Source organism: Paenibacillus pedocola, assembly GCF_031599675.1.
GTDB lineage: Bacteria > Bacillota > Bacilli > Paenibacillales > Paenibacillaceae > Paenibacillus_AQ > Paenibacillus_AQ pedocola.
Map to the genome: position 1 here is coordinate 1809981 of NZ_CP134223.1, position 25268 is coordinate 1835248.

At 52.0% G+C, this 25268-nt stretch carries 19 protein-coding genes and 1 riboswitch; of the genes, 18 read left to right on the plus strand and 1 reads right to left on the minus strand.

What is annotated here, in order from left to right:
* The first annotated feature begins 34 nt into the window (after positions 1-34).
* A complete protein-coding gene (locus tag QU597_RS07805; RefSeq protein WP_310832128.1) occupies positions 35-2305 on the plus strand; it encodes a glycoside hydrolase family 3 C-terminal domain-containing protein in 2271 nt (756 codons plus the stop codon).
* Positions 2306-2702: 397 nt separating this feature from the next.
* On the opposite strand, the gene QU597_RS07810 is transcribed toward QU597_RS07805, so the two are convergent.
* On the minus strand, positions 2703-3638 hold the full coding sequence (locus QU597_RS07810; protein WP_310832129.1) for an MBL fold metallo-hydrolase: 936 nt from the start codon (positions 3636-3638) through the stop codon (positions 2703-2705).
* Positions 3639-3879: 241 nt separating this feature from the next.
* Here QU597_RS07810 and QU597_RS07815 point away from each other — a divergent pair, with 241 nt between their 5' ends.
* From QU597_RS07815 to QU597_RS07895, 17 genes are all read left to right on the plus strand, one after another.
* Positions 3880-5250, plus strand: a complete 1371-nt coding sequence (locus QU597_RS07815) for a glycoside hydrolase family 30 protein (RefSeq protein ID WP_310832130.1) — start codon at positions 3880-3882, stop codon at positions 5248-5250.
* Positions 5251-5367: 117 nt separating this feature from the next.
* The gene (locus QU597_RS07820; protein WP_310832131.1) at positions 5368-7149 is read left to right on the plus strand and encodes a sensor histidine kinase; all 1782 of its coding nucleotides are present in this window, start codon (positions 5368-5370) and stop codon (positions 7147-7149) included.
* Positions 7142-8227, plus strand: coding sequence for a response regulator transcription factor (locus QU597_RS07825; RefSeq protein WP_310832132.1), 1086 nt, complete (start codon positions 7142-7144; stop codon positions 8225-8227). Before QU597_RS07820 ends, QU597_RS07825 begins: the two co-directional genes overlap by 8 nt.
* 79 nt (positions 8228-8306) lie before the next feature.
* Positions 8307-9608, plus strand: a complete 1302-nt coding sequence (locus QU597_RS07830; RefSeq protein WP_310832133.1) for an ABC transporter substrate-binding protein — start codon at positions 8307-8309, stop codon at positions 9606-9608.
* Between the two features lie 102 nt (positions 9609-9710).
* Positions 9711-10595, plus strand: a complete 885-nt coding sequence (locus tag QU597_RS07835; RefSeq protein ID WP_310832134.1) for a carbohydrate ABC transporter permease — start codon at positions 9711-9713, stop codon at positions 10593-10595.
* Positions 10592-11419: a carbohydrate ABC transporter permease gene (locus QU597_RS07840; RefSeq protein WP_310832136.1), complete on the plus strand. Its 828-nt coding sequence runs from the start codon at positions 10592-10594 to the stop codon at positions 11417-11419. The genes QU597_RS07835 and QU597_RS07840 overlap by 4 nt, the downstream gene beginning before the upstream one ends.
* Before the next feature lie 20 nt (positions 11420-11439).
* Positions 11440-13452, plus strand: coding sequence for a beta-galactosidase (locus QU597_RS07845; RefSeq protein ID WP_310833256.1), 2013 nt, complete (start codon positions 11440-11442; stop codon positions 13450-13452).
* 86 nt (positions 13453-13538) lie between these two features.
* Positions 13539-13648, plus strand: a riboswitch (guanidine-I (ykkC/yxkD leader).
* A 283-nt stretch (positions 13649-13931) separates the two neighbouring features.
* Complete coding sequence (locus tag QU597_RS07850; protein WP_206103820.1) at positions 13932-14288, plus strand: DMT family transporter; 357 nt, start codon at positions 13932-13934, stop codon at positions 14286-14288.
* Entirely contained in the window at positions 14289-14603 is a 315-nt protein-coding gene (locus tag QU597_RS07855; protein WP_054939541.1) for a DMT family transporter, read from the plus strand.
* Positions 14604-14713: 110 nt separating this feature from the next.
* A complete protein-coding gene (locus QU597_RS07860; RefSeq protein ID WP_206103822.1) occupies positions 14714-15577 on the plus strand; it encodes an aldo/keto reductase in 864 nt (287 codons plus the stop codon).
* A gap of 156 nt (positions 15578-15733) precedes the next feature.
* Positions 15734-17332, plus strand: a complete 1599-nt coding sequence (locus tag QU597_RS07865; RefSeq protein WP_370656236.1) for a spore germination protein — start codon at positions 15734-15736, stop codon at positions 17330-17332.
* 39 nt (positions 17333-17371) lie between these two features.
* Positions 17372-18559, plus strand: a complete 1188-nt coding sequence (locus QU597_RS07870; protein ID WP_310832137.1) for a Ger(x)C family spore germination protein — start codon at positions 17372-17374, stop codon at positions 18557-18559.
* A complete protein-coding gene (locus tag QU597_RS07875; RefSeq protein ID WP_310832138.1) occupies positions 18556-18777 on the plus strand; it encodes a hypothetical protein in 222 nt (73 codons plus the stop codon). The genes QU597_RS07870 and QU597_RS07875 overlap by 4 nt, the downstream gene beginning before the upstream one ends.
* Before the next feature lie 15 nt (positions 18778-18792).
* Positions 18793-19884 (plus strand): GerAB/ArcD/ProY family transporter, encoded by a 1092-nt coding sequence (locus QU597_RS07880; RefSeq protein WP_310832139.1) that lies wholly within the window; start codon positions 18793-18795, stop codon positions 19882-19884.
* 160 nt (positions 19885-20044) lie between these two features.
* The gene (locus tag QU597_RS07885; RefSeq protein WP_310832140.1) at positions 20045-21388 is read left to right on the plus strand and encodes a GH1 family beta-glucosidase; all 1344 of its coding nucleotides are present in this window, start codon (positions 20045-20047) and stop codon (positions 21386-21388) included.
* A 253-nt stretch (positions 21389-21641) separates the two neighbouring features.
* Positions 21642-23096, plus strand: a complete 1455-nt coding sequence (locus tag QU597_RS07890) for a PTS mannitol transporter subunit IIBC (RefSeq protein ID WP_310832141.1) — start codon at positions 21642-21644, stop codon at positions 23094-23096.
* Positions 23097-23193: 97 nt separating this feature from the next.
* Positions 23194-25260 (plus strand): BglG family transcription antiterminator, encoded by a 2067-nt coding sequence (locus QU597_RS07895; RefSeq protein WP_310832142.1) that lies wholly within the window; start codon positions 23194-23196, stop codon positions 25258-25260.
* Positions 25261-25268 lie beyond the last annotated feature (8 nt).

Consider the following 25268-nt stretch of genomic DNA (forward strand, 5'->3'; position numbering starts at 1 on the left):
AAAAAGAAAACGCTATCTTAGGGAGGATTCCTTGATGACAACGGACATTCAACACCTTATTTCACAGATGACACTCGAAGAAAAAGCAGGACTATGCTCCGGATTGGATTTTTGGCATACGAAAGGGATTGAGCGGCTCGGTATTCCGTCGCTCATGGTAACCGACGGACCGCATGGCCTGCGCAAGCAGCAGAGCAGTGCGGATCATCTGGGGCTGCACGACAGCGTGCCGGCTACCTGTTTCCCTTCAGCCGCCGGACTCGCTTCCTCCTGGGACCGTGAGCTGATCGGCCGGGTAGGGCAAGCGCTGGGTGCGGAATGTCAGGCGGAGAATGTTGCCGTGCTGCTGGGTCCGGGTAACAATATTAAACGTTCGCCGCTGAACGGACGGAATTTTGAATACTTTTCGGAAGACCCGTTTTTGGCCTCGGAGATGGCGGCAAGCCATGTGGCGGGTGTGCAGAGCCAGGGCGTAGGGACTTCGCTCAAGCATTTTGCCGCGAATAACCAGGAGCACCGCAGAATGTCTGTTGATGCCGTTATTGACGAGCGGACCCTCCGTGAAATTTATCTGGCCAGCTTTGAAGGGACCGTGAAGCAGAGTCAGCCCTGGAGTGTAATGTGTTCCTACAATCAGGTCAACGGTGAGTACGCATCAGAGAGTGAAACGCTGCTGACTAAGGTGCTTCGCGATGAATGGGGATTTGAAGGCTTTGTCGTGTCAGACTGGGGTGCGGTGAATGAGCGGGTGAAGGCGCTGCAGGCCGGGCTGGAGCTGGAAATGCCGTCAAGCGGCGGGATCGGCGATGCCAAAATCGTAAACGCGGTGAACAGCGGCGAGCTGTCCATGGAGACATTGGATAAGGCAGTGGAACGGTTGCTGAGCTTTATTTTCAAAAGCGTGGAAGGCCGCCGGAAGGATGCAGCCTTTGATGCTGAAGAGCATCATGCACTGGCGCGTGAGGTGGCACGGGAGAGCATGGTACTGCTGAAGAATGCGGACCATGTGCTGCCGCTTGCCAAGTCCGGTACCATCGCCATTATCGGCGAATTCGCCAAGAAGCCGCTTTATCAGGGCGGCGGCAGCTCACATGTCAATCCGACGAAGCTGGATGATGCCTTTGCGGAGATGCAGGCCGTTGCCGGAGATGCTGTGAGCTTCCTGTATGCGCAGGGATACGAGCTGGCCAGCGATGACGTCAACGAGAGCATGCTGCAGGAAGCCCGGGATACAGCGGCAAAGGCGGATACGGCAGTGCTGTTCCTTGGATTGCCTGACCGTTATGAATCCGAAGGCTATGACCGCAGCCATCTGTCGCTTCCGGCCAGCCATAAGGCGCTGATCGAGGCGGTAGCTGAAGTGCAGGACAACATCACCGTTGTGCTGAGCAATGGTTCACCGGTGGAAATGCCGTGGCTTCCGCAGACCAAAGCGGTGCTGGAAGGCTATCTGGGCGGACAGGCTTTTGGCGGCGCGGTTGCCGATCTGCTCTTCGGTGCAGTAAGCCCCAGCGGCAAGCTGGCGGAGACTTTCCCGCAGAAGCTGAGCGACAATCCTTCGTTTCTGAACTTCCCCGGCGAAGGGGATAAGGTGGAGTACAAGGAAGGGCTGTTTGTCGGCTACCGTTATTACGATAAAAAAGAAATTGAGCCGCTGTTCCCGTTCGGCTTCGGGCTAAGCTACACTGAATTCGAGTACAGCAATTTGTTGCTGGATAAGAGCAGCATCGAGGATACGGATACGGTACAGGTTACGGTTACCGTTAAGAACACCGGCAGCAGACCCGGCAAAGAAACGGTGCAGCTCTATGTCAGCGATGTGGAGAGCAGCGTCATCCGTCCGCTCCAGGAGCTGAAGGGTTTTGCAAAAATCGAACTGCAGCCGGGTGAGGCACGCGAGGTTTCCTTTACGCTGAACAAGCGCTCGTTCGCCTATTACAATGTACAGCTGGGCGATTGGCATGTGGAGAGCGGAGTGTTTAACCTTCTGGTTGGTGCGTCTTCGCGCGATATCCGCCTCACCGCTCCGCTGGAAGTAAGATCGACGGTACGGCTTGCCGCGAAATTCCACCGGAATACCACGGTAGGCGACCTGCTGGCAAATCCGCTGACCGCAGACAAAGCGAAGCACTACAGCAGCATCTTCGGCCTGGAGAGCGCAATGGAGGACAATCCGGAAATGTTCCTTGCCATGATGAAATATATGCCGCTGCGGGCACTGATCGGCTTCGGTCAAGGCAAGTATACCGAGGAGAACCTGGCAGAGGATCTGCGGGAATTGAACGCACTGGCTGGTCAGGAATGAGTATTAGCCTTCAGGAACAGAAGTTTGATATAGGCTGAGCTTGCAGCAGTTAACTCCATGTGATGGCTAAGCGGCTATTGGAGTCATTGTATTTACTGCAATAGAAAGGTTCAATATCCTGAGGTGAATCTTCTTCTATTGTATTTCATACATTAGATTTCCTTGTTTCGGGCTAAAATCATCGTTATCACCCAATTCTAAAATCTATATCGGCATATAGTTGAGCTCGATCCTATACTAAGCTTCTCGGGACATATATCATGCTTCACCCGCAGGCACTGCTGATCGCAAGCAGCAGTGCCCACAACACACAGAGCAGCATTTCTCTGATAACCGGAGAAACGCTGCTCTGTAGTTTTTTCTCTCCATGGTGCCCAGAGGGCTGTCTTGGCTGTCTTTAGAATGACCTGTTCAGCAGAAACTCCAGATTGCGGTAATATACGCCAGTGGCGTTCCAGTCCCGGTAAGCTTCCGGCACCGGAATGCCCGCGGCGTCCGGCTTCGGCTCCAGCCCTCTATATTGTTGACTGACAGCCAACAAATCCCTTATGTATTCCTGCATATATTTGATGCTGCCAGCATCGCCTACGGGACCATGTCCTGGTACAATCTGCTTAGCTCCTAACTTCTCCAGCGCGTCCAGTGCGTTCAGCCAGCTGTGCGGATCTCCGTCTGTGAACAGCGGATGATTCCGGATGGCGATAACATCTCCGGCGAAGACGAGGGAATCAGCAGGGGAGTAGAGAATCGAATCGCATTCCGTGTGTGCCCGCCCAAGGGACAGCAGCCGGACACTTCTTTTGGAGCCATGGAGGGTCAGCTGATGTTCATAGGTAAGCTCCGGATAGGTGACGGCGAGTGTCTCTATCGATTCCCGGATTTCCAGGAGGTAGTTATGTTCACTAGCCAGCCGCAGCCGCTTCTCCTGCTCAGGCTCAGAAGATAGCTTGTCGGCGGCTTCGGCAATGTCCGCTTCCAGTTTCGGCAGCAGCGGCGTCATCCGGGTCAGCCACTGGGGCTGTGTTTCCTGCATCAGCTCCCGGGCTCTGCTGGAAGATACAATCGTTTCGCCGGTGAAAAACTGATTGCCGCGGACATGGTCCCCATGCCAGTGGCTGTTGATGACATAACCGATAGGCTGGTCAAAGAGGTGCAGCGCCGCTTCGCGCAGGTCTTTGCCGGCCTGGGGAGTGTTAAAAGTATCGAAGATCAGCGTAAATCCGCCCATATCCATGATGCCTGCATTGCTCATGGCCCCGCCCTGTTCCGTGGCTATCAGTGCATAAATACCTTCAGCCAACGGGTGAATGCTGAAATGCCGGGAATGAAACATAATTTGACCTCTTTTCATAAGTAATGAATTCATAATATTTCCAATTGTCTTTGTACGTGAGCATAACGCCGTTCGTTTCATCCGGCAAGATTAAAATAATCCAATCCCCGGCTGCCGGATTGTCCAATCCATCTCCAGCACATTAGAGATATAATGTAAGCGCAAACATTCCGGTGCAGGCTATATCTGCTGCATGAGAAGAACTGTGAACCCTATTACCGTAAGGAGTGAAAATAAACAGATGACAAATACACAGCATCGATGGTTCGCAAGTACAGAACAGGCAGCATGGGTGGAGCAGGAAGCTCCTGAGCCGAACGGATCTGATAAGTCCGATGGCCCTGCCAAGGCCAATAAGCCCAATCTTTCAATCACCGCCGACCAGCATCAGATACTGGAAGGCTTCGGCGGCTGTTTCAATGAGCTGGGGTACGAAGCGCTGCTGACTTTGCCGGAGGAGGAACGGGCCAGGGTGATGCGCGCGCTGTTCCACCCGGAGGGAGAGCAGCGCTTCAGCATCTGCCGGCTGCCGATCGGCGCCAGTGATTATGCGCTGGAATGGTACAGCCATAATGAGACCGACGGCGATTATGCGATGGAGCATTTCTCCATTGAGCGTGACCGGAAGTTTATAATCCCCTATATCCGTGAAGCGCTGGCGCTGAACCCGGAGCTGAAGCTGTTCGCTTCGCCTTGGAGTCCGCCAACCTGGATGAAATACCCTAAGGCCTACAACTACGGTACGCTGCGCTGGGAACCAGAGAATCTTGCGGCTTATGCGCTGTACTTCGTCAAGTTCGTGCAGGCTTATAAGGAAGAAGGGATCACCATTCATCAGGTGCATGTGCAGAATGAAGTAGTGGCCGACCAGAAGTTTCCTTCATGTGTCTGGACCGGAGAGCAGCTGCGCGAGTTCATCCGTGACTATCTGGGTCCTGCCTTTGAAGACCATGGATTGGACACAGAAATCTGGCTGGGCACCATCAATGCGCCGGAGCCCTGGGATGAATGGCTAAAGCATAAGTCCAGCGACCATGACGCTTTTGCCGGTGTTGTGCTCGGTGATCCGGAAGCTTACAAGTATGTTAAGGGGGTCGGTTATCAGTGGGCAGGCAAGCATGCGATCCAGCGGACCGCCCAGAGCTATCCCGAGCTGCGGTACATGCAGACCGAAAATGAATGCGGGGACGGGGAGAATACTTGGTTTTATGCCAAATATGTATTTGGTCTGTACCAGCATTATTTTACGAATGGCGTGAATGCCTATATCTACTGGAACATGGCGCTTGCCCCGAAGGGACGGAGCACCTGGGGCTGGGAGCAGAACTCGATGCTGACCATTGATCCCGGGCATAACACTGCCATCATCAATCCGGAATATTATGTGATGCAGCATTTCTCCCGCTTCGCTGCGCCGGGTTCGGTGCGGGTGGGACTTAAGGGACCCTGGAGCGGACATTCGGTGGCCTTCCGCACACCGGACGGCGGGGTAACGCTGGTACTGGCCAATCCCTACAAGGAAAAACGTATGCTGCACTTGGACAGCGGCTCTGCAGAGTATGCTTTTGAGCTGGAGCCGGAATCCTTCCATACGATCGTGCTCGGCCCATAGAAGGCACAACATTTCTGAACTAACGTCCGCTATCCGGGGCGTTAGTTTTTTGCTAATATGAATCCATTCTGCGATGGGCAGACTATGAATACTGAAACCGGGAGGTTAACTAGAGCGATGTTCACGAAATGGATGATGAAACTGATAGAGCCTTTCCGGCGAAGTATCCGCAATAAGCTGATGCTGACGATGATTATTCTTGCAGTAGTACCGATCGTCACCATCACCGGCCTGGCCGCAGAGAACAGCCGCAGGTCGATGGAGGCAGAGGTCATCAGCACGAATCTCTCCAATATGAAATGGACCGGAATCTATCTCGGAGACCAGTTCGCCCAGCTTAACAATCTGATTTATACCGTGCTGATCAGCCCGCACCTGAGCGATTATCTTGCAAACGCCGAGGAGCCATCCCTGTCCAGCCAATTTGCCGCGCAGAAAAATATTATAGACACTCTGACCAATCTGTTCTACTCCGCAGGCAACCATGTGATCGGGGTGGAGCTGTACTTGAAAGAGTATGACAAGCTGTTCACAATCAATGCCTCGCAAAGTGATATCGAATCACCAGGCGCTATCCCGGCCCCATACAAGCTGCTGTTTGACCAGGATAAGGATTTCATGATTACTTCGGACAGCCGCGATGACAGCAAGTTCCAGCTCGTGCGGAGCATTAACCGGTTTGAGAATCAGGAAAAGCTTGGCGGCATCTCGCTAGGCATCCGCTGGGGGGTACTCGATCAGACCCTGAATCTGCTGGGCCGCGGCAGCGACCATACGGTATTCATTGCCGGTGCGGACGGTGAGGTGCTTTATCAGCCCTGGGGAGACAGCCCGTCCAACGATACACTGAGCCGCGTAGCCGGCACGCAGGAGACTCAGGGATATTTCCGCAGTGACCATGGATATGTGTTCTACAATACGATAGATCCGGTTGGCCTTAAGCTGGTCACCGTGATTCCGAACAGCTCGATCAATGAAAGTGCGCTGGCGACGATGAATTTCGGGCTGATTGTCGGGGCGGTGTCCGTGGCATTAGCCATCCTGCTTGCGGTGCTACTGGCCTGGCGGGTGGCAACGCCGATTGTCAGTCTGACCCGGTCGATCCAGGGCTTCGGTATGATGAAGGAGCGGGAGATGAAATTCAGCAGCCGGATGGACGAGATAGGCTTCCTGGAGACGAAGCTGTACCAGATGTCGCACCGCATCCGCGAGCATATCCGCACGGAGTATGTGATCAGTCTGGAGAAAAAGAGTGCCGAGCTCAAAGCGCTACAGGCGCAGATCAACCCGCATTTTCTGCAGAATACACTGCAGATGATCGGCAGCATGCTGTTTAAGAACAGCCCGGCGGAGAGCTATGGTGTACTGAGATCACTCAGTGACATGTTCCGCTACATCATCCGCGAGCCAGAGGACCTGGCACCGCTGCAGGCAGAGCTGAATCATCTGAATAACTATATGCAGATTCAGCAGCAGCGTTTTGCCGCCCGGCTTGATTACAGCATCACGGTGGATGAGGACACGGCCGGCAGCCTGATCCCGAAGCTGAGCCTGCAGCCGATTGTGGAGAATGCTTTTTTTCACGGCCTGGAACAGAAGACTGGACCCTGGAAGCTGGAGGTCCTGGTAAAGCGTGAGGGACAGAACACGGTTATTATGATCCGTGATAACGGGATAGGGATGCCGCCGGACAAGCTGTCGGAACTGAAGGGAAGGCTCCAGCTGCGAAGCGGCGGGCTGTGGACGCACGGGGAGCGGATCGGGCTCAGCAACGTGGCTTCGCGGATTCATATGCATTACGGCGAGCTGTACGGAATCCGCGTGGAGAGCAGTCCCGGAGAAGGAACAACAGTGACGGTAACAATTCCCTTAGAGAGGAAGGTGATGGATCATGCATAAAGTGCTGCTGGTGGATGATGAGAGCTGGAACCGTGATATTGTGCGGACGTTCGGAGCCTGGGAGGCCCTTGGGCTGGAAATAGCCGGCGAAGCAGAGGACGGCCAGGAGGCGCTGCGGCTTGTAAGCGAGCTGACAGCGCAGATTATTATTACCGATATGCGCATGCCCGGTACGGACGGCGTAATGCTGATGAATGAGCTGCATGCACGGTTCCCTGAGATCAAAGTGATCGTGATCAGCGGATATGACGATTTCAAATATGCGCAGAGCGCAATCCGCTACGGGGCAATGGATTATCTGCTGAAGCCGATCGACCCGGCGGAATTGAATGCTGTGCTGCGCAAATGCGTCAAGGAGCTGGAAGAAGCATTCAGTATACCGGGGGATTACGCTCTGGACCTGGGTGTATCCTTCTCGCTGGCACAGCACAAGCAGGTGATGAAGGTACATTTCAACGAGCTGAACAGCGAAGGGGTAAGCTCAGTTCTTGATGCCGTTGGTAAGGAATTGGAACAGGCAGGGGCCGGCAAACCGGGAGCCCTCCGGCAGGCGGCTGGTGAAATGCTGCTGCTGCTGAAGGAGCTGATGCACGGCAACGGGCTGGAGGACGACGGACTGGTAACGGAGCTTCCGCAGGAGGTGCTGCAGTCCGGCAGCAGCATGATTGCTTTTCTCAAGGGACTTTATACGGCGGGACTTGAGCAGCTGATCGGCCAGCGGAAGTTCAAGAACAAGCTGAATCTGGACGAGGTCCGGCAGTACATCGACGCCCATTTTGCCGAAGCGGTGACGCTGGAAGCGCTGGCGAGAGCCTTTTTTGTCAGCAAGGAATATTTAAGCAAGGTCTTTAAGCTGGAATATGGCTGCAATGTCACGGATTATATCCTGCATCTGCGCATGGAGAAGGCGAAGGCGTGGCTGGCGGAGGAGAGCATTCCGATCAAGACGGTGGCAGAGCTGTCCGGATACGAGGATGTGGGCTATTTTTACCGGGTATTCAAGAAGCATTACGGCATCGCTCCGGGTGAAATGAGGAAGCAGGGCAGCAGTTTAAAAATGTCCAATCCCAAAGGGTAATTCCGTCCAATTAAACGCTTTCATAAAATAGATACAATGAAAGCGTAAACAAAACAAAGACATTGGGAGGTCTTACAGCATGAACAAAATGACCAAAGGTGTACTCTGCACAATGCTCACCGCTACTATGCTTGCAGGCTGCGGCAGCAATAATACTAATAATACAGGTGCTGCTAACGATGCCGGCACAGGCAGCAGTGTTGCCAAAAGCGTAACGCTGAAGATGTTCATCGCGCAGCCGCGTTTTAAAGAACAATACGATAATTACATTGCCCAGTTCGTTAAAAAAGAGAAGGCCGAGAAAAATATCGACGTTACCGTACAGCTGGAGATGCCGACGGCAGACAATGCCTCGCAGATCCTGAAAACGCGCCTTGCCTCAAACGATGCGCCGGATATTTTCGCTATCCATGCTGTAAATGAGATTCCGTCCTATTATAAAGCTGGGTATCTGGAAGACTTGTCAGATCAGCCGTTTGTCAGTAAGCTGCTGGACAGTGTGAAGCCTTCCGTAACCACTACTGACGGTAAAGTAGTAGCTCTCCCGCTGGAAACTTTATCCTGGGGCTACCTTTACAATAAAACGATCTTTGCCAAATACGGCCTTACGCCTCCAACAACGCTGACTGAGTTAAAAGCAGTTACCGAGAAGCTGAAAGCTAACAATGAGACACCTTTCGTGCTCTCCTATAAAGAGTCCTGGATTCCGCAGCTGGTGCTGCCGCTGGCTGTCGGGGGAATGGTAAAGACCGAAGATGCGGACTTCGTGGATAAAATGAACAAGGATGAGGGCTCATTCACCGAGATGAAGGCTGCAATCTTTGATGTGTTCGATCTGATTAACGAGAACGGTACAGCGAAGGCGACTGAGGTTGGCGGTGACGACGGTGCGGCTGCTTTTGCAGCAGGCCAGGGCGCGATGTGGCTGATGGGTCCATGGTACGCTGAAACGATCCTTAAGTCGAATCCTGATCTGGATTTTGGCGTAGCACCGCTGCCGATCAACGACAACGCTGACGCCACGCTGATCAACCTGAGTGCTTCGACTTCGCTGGCGGTATCGCCTACAAGCAAGAACAAGGAAGTAGCGCTTGATTTCCTGAACTATGTGCTGGATGACACGGACTCAAACGGCCTGTTCCAGGCAATGAAATTCAATCCGGTAGCTACTGTGCATACTTACGAAATGTATCCTTGGATCGCTGAAGCAACGTCTTATGTAAAAGAAGGGAAATCAGTACAGGATCCGGCTATTCCGCAGTCTGTGAAGGATGAAGTGGGTAAAGGGCTCCAGGCATACTACGCCGGACAAATGACGCAGGATGATGTGCTCAAGGCGCTCGACAAAGCGTGGAAATCCTACAACAAAGTAAATAAATAAGCTGAAATCTACAGGACAGGGATGGAAGAACCGAGCGGAGCGGCTTGTTCGCCTCCATCCCTGGTTTACTTTGCACATCACAGAGGAAGAGGGGCGGAACCTGTGCCGGTTAACAGATATAAACATGTTGTTTCACTGCTTGCTTTTGTCGCACCCGCATTTATCATTTACTCATTGTTTCTGCTGATTCCTACCATTGGCGGTATGTATTACAGCTTTACGGACTGGAATGGACTGAACCGCGATTATTCGTTTATCGGCCTCGGCAATTTCGTTGAAGCGCTGCGTGAAGATCCCGATTTTGTAAACTCGCTGCTGTTCACGTTGAAATATGTGCTGTTCATGATTGTGCTGCAAAATGTCTTCGCCCTTGTGCTTGCTGTATTTATTGAGACGAAAACGCGGACCAAGGGATTTTTCCGGACGATCTTCTTCATGCCGAATATGATCAGTACGATTATCAGTGCTTTTATGTGGACATTCGTGTTCTCCCAGGTACTGCCGCAGCTTGCCGAAAAAACCGCCATAAGCGTTCTCGACCAGCTGTGGATCGGGGACCCCAAGGTTTCCTTTTATTCGATCATTATCGTCTCGCTGTGGAACGGTGTCGGTTATATGATGATTATCTATCTGGCCGCCCTGCAGGGCGTGCCGCAAAGTCTTAAGGAAGCTGCGGTTATTGATGGAGCAAGTCCGTTCCAGACCTTCCGCAAGGTGACTCTGCCGATGATTACGCATGCGGTAACGATCTGTTTCTTCCTTACGCTGAACGGGGCGTTCAAGGTGTTTGAAGTGGTATACGGGCTTACCGGCGGCGGTCCGGGACGCAGTACGCAGGTTATCACGATGAATATTTATGAGGAGGCATTCTCCAACAACTTCCGCTACGGGTATGCCAGCGCCAAATCGGTGATCCTGTTCATTATTATTCTGCTCTTTACCTTTATCCAGATTGGCGTCATGAAGAGAAAAGAGGTGGAGGCATGAGACTTAGAAAAAGCGCTTCGCTGTTCATTACCTTGTTCCTTACCATCGGGGCAGTCATTTCTTTCTTTCCGATCTATCTGGCGATTATCAATTCGCTCAAAACCCAAGGGGAAATGTTCGCATCCTTCACGGCGCTGCCGACGAAGCTGCATTTCGAGAACTATGCCCACGCTTTTGAGCAGATCAATCTGCTGGGCAGCACCATCAACTCGGTAATTGTCTCGGTCATCGGGATTGGAGGCATTATCTTCTGCGCAGCTCTGGCCGGCTATAAGCTGTCCCGGACCAGCGGCAGACTGAGTGCGGCGATCTTCTCGCTGTTCATCGCCTCGATGCTGGTGCCGTTCCACTCCATCATGATCCCGCTGACCCGGATGGCCAAAAACCTGCATGTCAGCGGCAGCACCTACGGTCTGGCTCTGATCTATATCGGCCTTGGCGTGAACATGGCGATTTTCCTGTATCATGGCTTTGTGAAGTCCATTCCCCGGGAGCTGGAGGAAGCGGCGCGGATTGACGGCTGCGGTGAATTCCAGACATTCTTCCGGATTATTTTCCCGCTGCTGCTGCCGATTACAGTAACGATTGCGATTCTCGACTTCCTGTGGATCTGGAATGACTTCCTGCTGCCGCTGCTGATGCTGACCGATTCTACTAAATACACGCTGATCTTATCTACCAATACGCTGTTCGGGGAGTACAATAAGGAATGGTCGCTCATTCTCGCGGCTTTGGTATTGACAGCGCTTCCTGTTATTATTATCTATGGATTCTTTCAGAAGTTTATTATGCAGGGAATTGCCGAAGGGGCAATTAAAGGCTAAGGGGAGAGGACTGGAAAGTGATGAATCAGTTACGCTACGGAGTCGCTTATTACGACGAGTATATGCCCTATGAGAGATTAGATGAAGATATAGCCATGATGAAGGCGGCCGGCATCAACACGGTCCGGATCGCGGAATCCACCTGGAGTACACATGAACCGCAAAATGGGGTCTTTGACTTCACCTCCGTGGACCGTGTGCTGGATGCTATGCACACTGCAGGAATTGGCGTTATTGTCGGGACACCGACCTATGCTGTTCCCACCTGGCTCGTGAAAGAACATCCGGAGGTGCTTGCGGTAACGGCAGACGGCCCCGGCAAATACGGCGCCCGGCAGATTATGGACATCACAAGCCCGGCCTATCTGTTCCACTCAGAGCGGATTATCCGTAAGCTGATCAGCCGGGTGTGCAAGCATCCGGCGGTTATCGGCTACCAGACCGACAATGAGACGAAGTATTACGGGACCGCCGGGGATAACGTGCAGCTGCGCTTCGTCAAATATATGCGCGAGAAATTCGGCACGCTGGACGTAATCAACGAAAGATTCGGGCTGGATTACTGGAGCAACCGGATCAATGCGTGGGAGGACTTCCCCTCGGTGGTCGGAACGATCAACGGCAGCCTGGGTGCGGAATTCGCCCGCTTTCAGCGCGGCCTGGTGACGGATTTCCTCGCCTGGCAGGTATCACTGGTGAACGAATACAAGCAGCCTGGCCAATTTGTTACACAGAACTTTGATTTTGAATGGCGCGGGCATTCGTATGGCGTGCAGCCTTCGGTGGACCATTTTGCCGCAGCCGAAGCCTTTGATATTGCCGGTGTTGATATTTATCATCCCTCGCAGCATGAGCTGACCGGAACGGAAATCTCCTTCGGCGGGGATATGACGCGGTCCCTGAAGCGCAGCAACTATCTGGTACTGGAGACGCAGGCGCAGGCTTTCCCGAATTGGACGCCATATCCGGGGCAGCTGCGGCAGCAGGCGTTCAGCCATCTGTCCTCGGGGGCGAACATGGTCGCCTACTGGCACTGGCATTCGATCCACAACTCTATTGAAACTTACTGGAAAGGGCTGCTCAGCCATGATTTCCAGCCGAACCCGGTGTATGATGAGGCGAAGACAATCGGCCATGATTTTGCCCGGTTAAGTGAGTCACTGGTGAACCTGCGCAAGGAGAATAAGGTTGCCGTGATGGTCAGCAACGAAGCGCTGACGGCGCTGGAATGGTTCAAGCTGCCTGACGGAAGAACTTACAACGATGTGGTGCGCTGGCTGTATGATGCCCTGTACCGCATGAATATCGAATGCGACTTCATTCAGCCTTCCTGCACAGAGCTCTCGCGCTATAGCCTGATCGTTGTACCGGCACTGTATGCCGCGCCGGATGAGGCGCTGGAACGGCTGAATGAGTATGTGCGGCAGGGCGGACATGCCGTTTATTCCTTCAAAAGCGGCTTTGCCGACGATACCGTCAAGGTGCGTACGGCGGTGCAGCCGGGGGTGATCAGCGAAGCCTGTGGGATCCGCTACAGCCTGTTTGTCACTCCGCATGAGGTGCGGCTGCGCAGTGAGCATCCGGAGATCATCGTTGCCGCTGATGACAGTGGCAACGAAGCCTGGATGGAACTGATCACTGCGGAGGACGCAGAGGTCCTGCTGCATTATGATCATCCGCACTGGGGGCAATATGCCGCTGTAACCCGGAACCGCTACGGCAGCGGGACGGCGACTTATATCGGCTGCATGACCAGCAGGGAGCTGCTCAGCAGTATTCTAAAGAATGTGCTCCAGGAATCCGGATTATGGGGAGCAGAACAGGAGCTGGCATTTCCGCTGATCGTCAAAACAGGTGTGAATCCGCACAACGAGACCGTCCGCTATTATTTCAATTACAGCGATGCCCCGCAGTCATTCGTATATCCGCATGGTGTTGCCGCGGAACTGCTGTCCGGCAAGGAGATCCAGTCCGGAGAGCAGGTTGATCTGGAAGCCTGGGGGGTAAGGATTATGCTGGAGGCTGGAAGCTGAAGGTTCAAGGCTGTATGCTGGAGCTGGAAGCAACTACGGGTTGCTTTCTGCGCTGTGATTTGCTAACATACGATGTAACTTAATCAGGTTTGGTTTTCTAGGGTTCCGCGGCGGAATATGGCCGGTCTGGTCCGAGGGAAAACGCACGGATGCCAGATGCTCCGTGTCTACACGGAGGGACAAAAGCCCGGGAGGTATCGTCAATGATGACGATGGCCTTCCGGGCTTATTTTATTGGCGCGGGAGGCTATATTGATTGAACTTAGAAACATACGCAAGGGAAAAGTGACGGAAGGGAATTTTGGAACTGTAGGAGCGGTAGCGTCCGCCTTTGTCTGCGGATTTCCACCGATAACAGCGGTATAAATTTAAGAAATCTGCAGACAACAGCGGCTGGAAGTCCAAATATTCTCTGTAGTCACGGCTGATCCAAAGCAGAAAACTCAGAAGATCTATTTATATTTGAGGAGGAGAAAGTGATGAGCAAGAGCAGTAAGGCATGGCTACAAATCGCAGGCGCCGCCTGCTTCGAGGTCGCATGGGTGATCGGGCTGAAGCACGCATCCGCGCCGTGGGAATGGGGGATTACAGTGCTGGCCATTCTCATAAGTTTTTATGTTCTGATCTCTGCCAGCAGGACTCTGCCAGCGGGTACGGTATACGCGGTATTTGTCGGGCTCGGCACCACCGGAACTGTGCTGGCGGATATGCTCTGGTTCGGGGAGCCATTTCGTATGCTGAAGGTGGTATTGATAATCCTTCTGCTGGCCGGGGTTATCGGGTTAAAGCTGACTACCAGTGACGGGCCGAAAGAACAGATCAAGGAGGTGTCCTAAATGGACTGGCTGATGCTGATTGGTGCGGGACTCAGCGAAATGATCGGGGTGGGGATGATGGCGAAGCTGCAAACGCACCGCAGCTGGCGGACCCTTTCCCTGCTGATCTTAGGATTTGGCGCCAGCTTTGTGCTGCTGTCGCTGGCCATGCGGACACTGCCGATGGGCACGGCTTATGCCATCTGGACCGGGATCGGCGCTTCCGGCGGAGCAGTCCTTGGCATGTTATTCTATGGCGAATCCCGGGAGATGCGGCGGATACTCTGCATTGTGATGATTCTCGGTGCTGCAATAGGATTGAAACTGGTTGCCTAAGTTCATAGAAGATGTTAAAGATTTGGACACCTGTACGATGTTTCGAACGAGACAACATGGTAAGTATATTAAGTATACAATCCAATCCATTCGTTAAGGAGACTTCTCATATGAACAATAGCACTCACAACCGGATTAAGCTGCAGGACGGCGCTTCTGTCCCGAGAATCGGACAGGGCACCTGGTTTATGGGCGAGGATGCAGCGAACCGTGCCGAGGAAATCGCAGCCCTGCGCCTGGGTGTGGAACTTGGCATGAACCTGATCGATACCGCTGAAATGTACGGGGACGGACGTTCCGAAGAGCTGGTCGGCGAAGCTATCCGCGGGATCCGTGATGATGTGTTTCTGGTCTCCAAGGTGTATCCGTATAATGCCGGACAAGGGTCGCTTATCCGCAGCTGCGAAGACAGCCTGAAACGTCTGGGCACTGATCATCTGGATCTGTATCTGCTGCACTGGCGGGGCAATGTCCCCCTGGAAGAAACCGTTGAAGGCATGGAGGCCCTGGTAGCTGCCGGCAAAATTAAACGCTGGGGCGTCTCCAACCTGGATACGGAGGATATGAAAGAGCTGCTCAGGATTCCCGGCGGGGAGCACTGTGCAGTGAATCAGGTGCTCTATCATCTGGGTTCACGCGGTATTGAGCATGAACTGCTGGCCTGGGAAAGAAGCCACAAGATACCCGTAATGGCCTATTCCCCTTTAGCACAGGCGGGCAGCCTGCGTAAGGGTCTTACCGAGAACGAGACTGTTCAGGATATCGCCTTGAAGCACGGGGTAACCCCGCTGCAGATCATGTTAGCCTGGAGCATCCGTGACGGCGATGTCATTGCCATTCCCAAGGCGGCTTCCCGCCAGCATGTCGCCGAGAATGCGGCGGCAGCGCAGATCAGGCTAAGCGATGATGAGCTGTGGATGCTGGATGAGGCATTCCCGCAGCCGGCCTGGAGAGTTCCGCTGGATATGATTTGATCTTAGCCTGTAAGGTATAGGAAGGCCGTCCGTTGATTGCGGACGGCTTTTGTGTGTGTCCAGGGAATAGGGGCAGGCGGAAGGTGCCTACTCTTGCGGACCGGAATTTACATATAAAAGGATAGAATGGAAACCATACTACAAGTGACGAGATAAATGAAGGGAATATCGCTAATGAAGCTGCGCAGACCGTTTAGGTATAACAGTAAAGCATCTGCTGCCCAACAAGTGCAAGACGCTTCTCAACCGCAAGACGCCGCTAATCATCAGTCTATGGTGCTAGATAAGGATTTGCAGCAAAATATCCATCAGATCCGGGCGATTTATGCCAAAAGTTCGGATATCATTTACCGCTCCTTTTATATCGAAGGCCAGACAAAAGCAATTCTGATCTATATTGACGGCCTGTCGGACTCCGCCGGGATCGAAAAAAATGTGATCACCCCTCTCATGCATGAGATCAACGGGGAGATCACTGCCATTAGCCAGCTGGCGGAGCGGAAAATTTCAGCAGCTCAAGCAATACCCTTTACCACCTTCGGGGAATGTGTCAGCTATTTAGCGAATGGTCTGCCGGTGCTTATCCTGGATCAGGAAGCCACCGGTCTCGCTTTCGGATTGAACAAGTGGGAAAAACGCTCCATTGAAGAACCTGCGGCGGAGTCAGGCATCCGCGGGCCCCGCGAGGGCTTTACGGAAACGCTGCGGATCAATACTTCCCTGATCCGCCGGATCGTAAAGAGTCCTCTGCTCAAAATGGAAACGATGAAAATCGGCGGGTATACCCAAACGAATGTTGTCATTGCTTACATTGAAGGGCTGGCTGAGGAGAATCTGGTTGAAGAAGTCACCACCCGGCTGAAACGCATCCGTATCGACGGCATTTTGGAAAGCGGATATATTGAAGAGCTGATTGAGGACATGCCCTTATCACCATTTCCGCAGCTGATGTCGACAGAACGCCCTGATGTAGCCTGTGCAAATTTACTGGAAGGGCGGGTAGCGATACTGGTAGAAGGAACTCCTTTCGTGTTAATCGCACCCATAACCCTTTTTTCCTTACTGCAGTCCCCTGAGGATTATTATCAGCGTTTCTGGGTAAGCACCGCTATGCGGTGGCTTCGGTATCTGTTTACACTGAATTCATTGTTGCTTCCTTCTCTTTATGTAGCGATTCTGACCTTTCATCAAGAAATGGTGCCGGGTGCCCTGCTGATCAGTATGGCTGCCTCCCGGGAAGCTGTACCTTTCCCTGCTTTTATCGAAGCTCTGATGATGGAAGTGACCTTTGAAGCGCTTCGGGAGGCAGGCGTCCGCTTACCTAAACAGATCGGTTCTGCTGTCAGCATTGTCGGGGCCCTTGTCATCGGCCAGGCAGCAGTACAAGCTGGTCTGGTCTCAGCGCCGATGGTCATTGTTGTAGCGATTACCGGGATCTCTTCATTCATGATCCCGCGCTACATTGCGGGTATTGTAATCAGGCTCCTGCGTTTTCCGTTAATTTTCCTCGCGGGATCGCTGGGACTGCTAGGCATAATGATGGGGATCATCGCTATTGTCCTTCATTTGTGCAGTCTGCGTTCGTTCGGTGTCCCTTATTTGTCCTCTGTCTCTACATCTAAGATGCGGGAAATGAAGGACATGCTGATCCGGGCGCCCTGGTGGATGATGGATACGCGGCCTCACCTTACAGGCGACTACAACGAATACCGGCAGGCTTCCAATCAAAAACCGGGACCAGAACGCAGCGAATAGCTTATTCGAAGAAACTGCAGACTAGGGGGATTCGAGCCAGTGAAAATAAGCATTAAATCCTGTATTTTACTGTCCCTGCTGGTATTCCTGGAAGGCTGTTGGGACCGTACGGAGCTTAACGATTTGGCACTTGTTACGGCGATGAGTTTCGATAAAGGGGAGCATAACGAGATTATAACAACTGTACAAATCGTCATTCCGCAAAATCAAGGCAGTGGCGGCTCGTCGGGTGGAGTGTCCGGAGGAGCACCTCATAAAACAACGATCCGTAGCGGGGCTGGAGTCAATATTTCCGATTCCTTATCGAAACTCCAACAAAAAACACCGCGCAAACTGTTTTGGGGACAGTGTAAAATCTTCATTTTCAGTGAAGACATCGCGAAAACAGGAATAAGAGATGAATTCGATTTTTTGGCCCGTCATCCGCAGCCCAGAGAGCGGGCGAATATTTTTGTTAGTAAGGGCAAAGCGGCGCAGACGCTTGAATTGTTTCCACCGATCGAAAATAGTTCATCTGAGGTGCTGCAGAAATTAACGGACTTTAAAATTGGCTATAAAGTAACCTTGCAAGAACTGAGCAAAATGCTGAAGGGAGAAGCAGGGGCAGCTGCGATCCCAATCGTCTTAATACTTCCTAAAGCGGAATCGGCTGAACCGTTTCAAACGATTCCTTATGTCATGGGAACAGCTCTTTTTAAAAAGGATAAGATGATCAGCCAGATATCGGGAAAAACAACGCACGGTGTGAAGTGGATCTTAAATGAGGTCGATGAATTTACGGTGACTTTCAAAGTGGCTGGAAACGAGGGCCTGGTGTCCTTAAAGCCGGTTAAAGCCAAGGTCAAGCTCCTTCCCCAAATTGTTGACGGCAAGTGGAAGATGAAGATCCAGGTGAAAGCTACCGGCAGCATCATTCAGAATGGTACTGCGATGGATTCAACGAATCCCGCGTTATTGAAGAAGATGGAGACAGCGTTCGAGCAAGATATAAAAGTACGCATCGAGCAGGCGCTTATAGAAGTTCAGCACAAAAACAAGACGGATATCCTGGGCTTCGCCGAGGCCTTTCACCGGAAATTTCCGCAGCAATGGGAGAAAAACAAAGAACGCTGGGATGAGCTTTTTCCCGGTGTTGAAGTCTCGATTGATGTTGCGGCGTCGATACTGCGTTCTGGGCTGATCAACGCCCCCGGAGGAATCCCTGAAGATGAGGTGGTGGCGAAATGAACTTGGTTTTGTTTAGCTTCGTGACCCTGGCCGCTCTCCTGATTCTAAGACTGGAATGGACAAAAATGAAGGCAAAAAAGACAAGGGACAAATCAGCGTTTTTTTCATTGCTCCTGATCGTATGGCTGTTGTCCATACTGGACCTGTCCAATGCGCCGGGACCTTTAACTCTTTTTGAAGCTATATTTAAGCCGTTTCGGGGCTGGATTGAAAAATGAACGGAGGTGATGAGAATGCTTGATAAAGGGAAAATATCAGGATTACAAATGGCGCTGCTGCTGTATCCGGCCATAATGGCTACCTTTTTTCTAACCCTGCCATCCAGTACGGCCTACTATGCCCGAAATGATATGTGGATGACAGGGATTCTCTCCGCCTTTTTTGGAGTTCTTGTTATATATATTGCGACAAAGCTGCATGAACTTTTTCCCGGTAAGACGATTATCCAGCAAAGTGAACACATTATTGGCGTCCTGCCCGGTAAAGTGATCGGCTTTCTTTTCTTTTTCTATTCGATCCATGTGGCAGGACTGATTACCCGTATGTATGCCGAATTTGTAACAGGGCAATTCTTTTTTAAAACACCACTCCTGCTGATCATTGCCTTAATGGTATTGCTTGCCTCCATTGCTGTCCGGGGCGGAATAGAGGTAATGGCGAGATGTGCTGTCATTTTTACACCAATCTTTATTTTCCCTCTTTTACTGCTTCTGCTTCTCTTTCCCGACTTGGAGCTGCATAACATTTTTCCTGTTCTTAGCCGCGGGATCCTTCCTGTGCTGCAAGCAACGGCCTTACCTCAGGCCTGGGTCAGCGAATTATTTTTCATATCCTTTTTTTTGCCCAGCCTGAACTCTCCGGCTAAAGGCAGAAAGTGGGGGAATATCACATTAGCAGCGGTCCTGCTCAGTATTATTTATGTCAACCTGATAACTCTCTTTTTATTAGGACCCGATGCCGCAAACAAAACCTATCCCGTTCTGGTCACCTTCCGTTATATTAGCGTCTACGGTATTTTTGAAAATTTAGAGTCTCTGCTGCTCGCGATGTGGATCTTCGGGAACTTTATCAAAATATGTGTTTTCTTATATGTTGCGGTAGTCTCCTTTGCACAAGTCCTGCGGTTATCCGATTACCGTCCTGTGGTCTTTCCGATGGGAATTTTGACGATCGTGTTCAGCTTTTGGGGGATTCCGGATGCATCCGTTTTAGGGGAATATATAAGGTACGTAGGTCCATTCGAAATACCTGCCGTAATGCTCTTAATCCCTTTTCTGCTGCTCCTTATAGCACGCATGCGCAGAAGTGGAACTGCAAAGAAGTAGGCGTCCTCCAGAGGTGTTAATTTGTTATTAAAAACAACAATAAAGTTTGATATAATATATAAGAATGTAATAACATCAATAACAAAACTAAAAGTATGGATTCTTTCTTCCTTAGAACTTTTTTTCATGCTAACAAGAATAACTGGAGGTAAGCTGCTTTATGACTAAAATTGTATTTCCGGAAGGATTCACCTGGGGGGCCGCGACGGCCGCCTATCAAATCGAAGGTGCTTACCAGGAGGACGGGCGCGGCTTGTCCATCTGGGATACCTTCTCCCGCATCCCTGGCAAGGTGGTTAACGCCGATAATGGCGATATAGCCTGTGACAGCTACCACCGTTATCCTGAGGACATCGCCCTGATGAAGGAGCTTGGCATCAAAGCCTACCGTTTCTCGATGGCCTGGCCGCGTATTTTTCCGCAAGGAACCGGAGAAGTGAACCTTAAAGGTCTTGAATATTATCATTCCTTTGTAGACATGCTGCTGGAGAATGGCATAGAACCGGTATGTACGCTGTATCATTGGGATCTGCCGCAGGCGCTTCAGGATCAGGGCGGCTGGACGAACCGCAGCACTATTGATGCTTTTAACGGATATTGCGGGACGGTGTTCCGGGAGTTTCAAGGGAAAATCAAACAGTGGTACACCGTAAATGAACCGTGGTGCGCGTCCTTTTTGTCGGAATACTATGGTGAACATGCTCCGGGAAATAGGGATTTACAGACTGCTCTGGATGTGGCCCATCATCTGCTGGTAGCACACGGAAGAGCTGTACGGACATTCAGGGAGCTTGGCATGGAAGGCCAGATCGGATATGCGCCCAATGTAACCTGGATGGAGCCATACAGTACCCGCCAGGAGGATATTGACGCCTGCAGACGGCAGACCGGCTGGTTCCTGGAATGGTTCATGGACCCCGTTTTCAAGGGCGAATATCCTGCATTTCTGGTGGAATGGTTCAAGAAGGCGGGAGCAGAGCTGCATATTGAGGACGGGGATATGGAGCTCATCAGCGAGCCGATCGATATTCTTGGCATCAACTATTATAACGGCACGGTGGCGCGGCATGATGCGGAAGGCGGATTAATGCATATCCGTACGCTGGATATGGGGTATGAACATACGGATATCGGCTGGCCGATTTATCCGCAAGGCTTTTATACGGTGCTTAGCCGGATCCACGAATTATATGGGGATATTCCCATTTACATTACCGAGAACGGGGCCTGCTACAACGATGAACCGGTGGATGGCGTGGTTGCGGACCAGAGACGGATTGATTTTATCCATAAACATCTGATTCAGCTGGAGCGCAGCATTGCCTCAGGCATCCCGGTCAAAGGCTATTATTCCTGGTCGCTGATGGACAATTTTGAATGGGCCTTCGGCTACACCATGCGTTTTGGCCTGATTCATGTGGATTACAAGACTCTGGCAAGAACGAAAAAGGACAGCTTCTACTGGTATCAGGATACGATCGCACGCAACGGGGTTGAAATCTGAATAATTCTTCTGCATAAAAGGGAGTTCCGCACTATAGCGGGCTTCCTTTTTTTTGCAGTCTTGTAGTGCGAAAGGCCTGATGAAAGCGCATGGCAACAGCTCTTAAATGTTGTCAACAACGTTCATGACGAAACCGTATTTTCAATTTGATGACAAAGAAAGCGCTTTGATTTAGGATGTGTGCATAGGGGATGACCTTACAACAAAGCTTAATCGTAAGTATCCCATTTAATTCAATAGGGGGGCATTATATATGGCCACAACAGCAACAACGCCAGCAACGAAAACCTCATCCGGCGGTGCTAGGGTGAAGCTTCAACAATTCGGCCGCATCCTCAGCGGTATGGTATTGCCGAACATCGGCGCCTTTATCGCATGGGGTTTGATTACGGCATTATTCATTCCAACAGGTTGGATTCCAAATGAAACCTTAGCTGCTCTGGTAGGTCCAATGATCACTTACCTGCTGCCGCTGCTAATCGGTTATACCGGCGGTACCATGGTCCACGGCAAACGCGGGGGCGTTATCGCCGCTACCGTGACGATGGGGGTTATCGTAGGTACAAGTGTTCCAATGTTCCTCGGCGCTATGGTCGTCGGTCCTCTGTCCGCATGGATTCTGAAACAGTTTGACAAAGCAGTTGACGGTAAAATCAAAGCCGGCTTCGAAATGCTGGTTAACAACTTCTCGCTCGGTATTATCGGCGGCGCGCTGACACTTGGCGCACTTAAAGGGATCGGACCCGTCATTCAATCACTGACCGACGTCCTTGCTGACGGAGTTCAGGTGCTGGTCGATCATAACCTGCTGCCGCTCGTGAACATCATCATTGAGCCGGCAAAAGTACTGTTCCTGAACAACGCAATTAACCAAGGTATTCTCAGTCCTATCGGTGTAGGTGAAGCTGCTAAAGTAGGTAAATCCATCCTGTTCATGCTGGAATCCAATCCGGGTCCAGGTCTGGGTATCCTGCTCGCTTACTGGCTGTTTGGTAAAGGTTCTGCTAAATCCTCCGCTCCGGGTGCGATTATCATCCACTTCCTTGGCGGTATCCATGAAATTTACTTCCCGTACATCCTGATGAACCCGCGTCTGATTCTGGCTGTTATCGGTGGCGGTATGTCCGGTACATTCACTTTCCAAATGCTTGGTGCAGGTCTGGTTGCTTCTCCATCGCCTGGTAGTATCTTTGCATATTTCGCAATGACGCCTAAAGGCGGATATGTTCCAATGCTCGCCGGTGTAATCGTTGCTACTGCAGTTTCCTTTGTCCTGGCTTCGCTGCTCCTGAAGACTGTGAAGAAGACAGATGAGGACGAAATGGATCTGGAAGAAGCAGCAGCAAGAGTGAAAAACATGAAGGCTGCCGGCGCTGTATCCGGAGCAGCATCTGCTGCAGCAGTAAATACATCCGCTAATGTTCGCAGCAAGTCCGAGGTTAACAAGATTGTCTTCGCTTGTGATGCAGGAATGGGCTCCAGTGCCATGGGTGCTTCCGTTCTGCGGAAGAAGCTGCAGAATGCCGGTGTTAACATTACTGTTGTGAATTCAGCAGTCAGCGAAATTCCTGCCGATGCGGATATCGTTGTAACCCAGAAAACGTTGACAGACCGCGCCATTGCAAGCAATCCGAATGCAGAGCATATTTCAATTGATAACTTCCTTAAGAGCCCTAAATACGATGAGCTGGTGGAACGTTTAAAGTAAATGAATATGGTTTAGAAATGACGTATAACGCTATATCAGGAGACGCTGGCCGCCAAAGCCAGCGTTTGTCTCCATTTTGGGGCGGAGGTACACGGTTATGAGGAAAGTTACCGCCAGACAGCGCCAGATTATCTGGCTGCTGCTCGGCGTAAATGAAGAAATCACAGCCGCCGAAATCGCCGAGGGTACGGGGGTAAGCGTAAGAACCGTTCACCGCGAGATGGAAGACATAGAGCAGACACTTGCGGATTTCGGTCTGGATCTTATCCGGAAATCAGGGAAGGGCATTCAGCTGAGCGGACCGGAGGACGGTCTTGCAGAGCTGAGGCTGTTCCTGCGGCAGGAAAAGCCGGCAGAATACTCCGGCGAGGAACGCAAGATATATGAGCTGTGTTCGCTGCTGGAGGCTGAAGAGCCGGTGAAGCTGTTTACACTGGCTCACTGGCTGAAAGTGACAGTAGCCACCGTGAGCTATGATCTGGATGAACTGGAGCCCTGGGTCCGCAAATTCAACCTGCAGCTGGTCCGCAGGAGGGGTTACGGCGTTGAAATCACAGGCAGTGAGATTGACAAACGGCGGGCGATCGGCCGGCTGGCAGCCGAACATCTGGACCTTTCCGATCTGGTAGGTCATGCTCCGCAGATGGCCAGCAGTCCGGTGTTCCGGATTCTGCTCTTGACGGTCGGCAAAAGCAATCTCCTGGATGTGGAGAACACGTTATGGGATATGGAGTGGCAGTGGACCGCTGAGCTCCCGGAAATTGTATATATGGAAATGCTGCTTGGGCTGGCGGTAACCACCAGACGGATTGCTATTGGCAAGGGGATCGAAAGCGGCGGTGATACGGGCTACCCCAGAATGTCCGACCACCGGAATATTGCCGGTGCGGAGCAATTTGTACAGCGGCTCGGACCGGCCCTTGAAGAAGACATTCCCCGGGTAGAGATTCTGTATATCGCGGGATTATTCGACAGGGCACAGGATTCGTTCTCCGCCGGCGGTATTGCCTACGGTGACATTGAACTGATGGAGACAGTCTACAAGCTGACCGAAAGTGTGATCAGGCGGACGGGACTGCCGTTCCAAAGCGACCGCTCCCTGCGGGAAGGGCTGCTGGAGCATATGGAGCCGGCATTCAAGCGGCTGCGCGAGGGTACCCGGATCCGCAATCCGCTGCTGGGCCCGATCCGTAAGGATTATGATTATTTATTTCAGATTGTCCGGGCTGCGGTGGAGGATCTGCAGCTGGAGCTGGAGATTCCCGATGAGGAAATTGCCTTTCTGGTCATGCATTTCGGCGCTTCCATCGAAAGGCTGAATCAGCTGAAACGCAGTGTGCGGGCCATCCTGGTCTGTGCCAGCGGGCTCAGCTCCTCCCGGCTGCTGGCCACCCGCCTGGCCAAGGAGATGCCGCAGATTGAAATTCTAGGGAATATCTCCTGGTATGAAGCTGCGCGCCTGCCGGAGGTTGACTACGATCTGATTATTTCTACCATTGATTTGCCGCTGGACAAAGAGCGCTATATCAAAATCAGTCCCTTGCTTACCGGGGACGAGATAGAGAAGCTGTTAAGCTACATCCAGAATATTACGCTGCGGGAACGGGAGAGCGTTCCCAAAAGCGAGACAGACAGGACGGGACGCGAGGTTAGTGCGCTTGACCGTTTGAAGAGCTACAAGGGCATTCTGGATGAAACGGTCAGTCTGCTGGAGCGGTTCCGCTTTTATCCGCTGGATAACGAAGGAATTCCTCTAGACGCTACGATTTCTGCGATGCTTGATTTCCTGAAGGGCAGCGGGGTAATCGGCGATGCCGACATCCTGCTGGAGCGGCTCCTGGAGCGGGAAAGAATGTCCAGTCAGGTCATACCGGATACGGGGCTGGCACTCTTTCATACCCGGAGCAGCCACATCCATATGTCCTCCTTAACCTTGTACCGCCTGAAGCAGCCGGTTGTGCTGGAGGGGAATACCGAGGTGAGGGTCATTCTGCTGATGCTTGCCCCGCGCAAGCTGTCCAAGGAGAGTCTGGAAGTGCTCAGTGAAATCAGTGCGATGCTGCTGAATTCTGAACTGGTGAAGCTGCTTGAGGAACGGACAGAAGCCGAGATCAGGGGTTATTTATCGTCTGAACTGCTACATTTCTTCGAAAATAAAATGTGAAAGCGAGA

Bases quoted from the DNA above. Each gene is read 5' to 3' on its own strand.
- QU597_RS07850 (WP_206103820.1), top strand. From the start codon at position 13,932: ATGAGCAAGAGCAGTAAGGCATGGCTACAAATCGCAGGCGCCGCCTGC.
- QU597_RS07815 (WP_310832130.1), top strand. From the start codon at position 3,880: ATGACAAATACACAGCATCGATGGTTCGCAAGTACAGAACAGGCAGCA.
- QU597_RS07830 (WP_310832133.1), top strand. From the start codon at position 8,307: ATGAACAAAATGACCAAAGGTGTACTCTGCACAATGCTCACCGCTACT.
- QU597_RS07825 (WP_310832132.1), top strand. From the start codon at position 7,142: ATGCATAAAGTGCTGCTGGTGGATGATGAGAGCTGGAACCGTGATATT.
- QU597_RS07880 (WP_310832139.1), top strand. From the start codon at position 18,793: ATGCTTGATAAAGGGAAAATATCAGGATTACAAATGGCGCTGCTGCTG.
- QU597_RS07810 (WP_310832129.1), bottom strand. From the start codon at position 3,638: ATGTTTCATTCCCGGCATTTCAGCATTCACCCGTTGGCTGAAGGTATT.
- QU597_RS07805 (WP_310832128.1), top strand. From the start codon at position 35: ATGACAACGGACATTCAACACCTTATTTCACAGATGACACTCGAAGAA.
- QU597_RS07895 (WP_310832142.1), top strand. From the start codon at position 23,194: ATGAGGAAAGTTACCGCCAGACAGCGCCAGATTATCTGGCTGCTGCTC.
- QU597_RS07885 (WP_310832140.1), top strand. From the start codon at position 20,045: ATGACTAAAATTGTATTTCCGGAAGGATTCACCTGGGGGGCCGCGACG.
- QU597_RS07865 (WP_370656236.1), top strand. From the start codon at position 15,734: ATGAAGGGAATATCGCTAATGAAGCTGCGCAGACCGTTTAGGTATAAC.
- QU597_RS07875 (WP_310832138.1), top strand. From the start codon at position 18,556: ATGAACTTGGTTTTGTTTAGCTTCGTGACCCTGGCCGCTCTCCTGATT.
- QU597_RS07890 (WP_310832141.1), top strand. From the start codon at position 21,642: ATGGCCACAACAGCAACAACGCCAGCAACGAAAACCTCATCCGGCGGT.
- QU597_RS07860 (WP_206103822.1), top strand. From the start codon at position 14,714: ATGAACAATAGCACTCACAACCGGATTAAGCTGCAGGACGGCGCTTCT.
- QU597_RS07820 (WP_310832131.1), top strand. From the start codon at position 5,368: ATGTTCACGAAATGGATGATGAAACTGATAGAGCCTTTCCGGCGAAGT.
- QU597_RS07845 (WP_310833256.1), top strand. From the start codon at position 11,440: ATGAATCAGTTACGCTACGGAGTCGCTTATTACGACGAGTATATGCCC.
- QU597_RS07840 (WP_310832136.1), top strand. From the start codon at position 10,592: ATGAGACTTAGAAAAAGCGCTTCGCTGTTCATTACCTTGTTCCTTACC.
- QU597_RS07855 (WP_054939541.1), top strand. From the start codon at position 14,289: ATGGACTGGCTGATGCTGATTGGTGCGGGACTCAGCGAAATGATCGGG.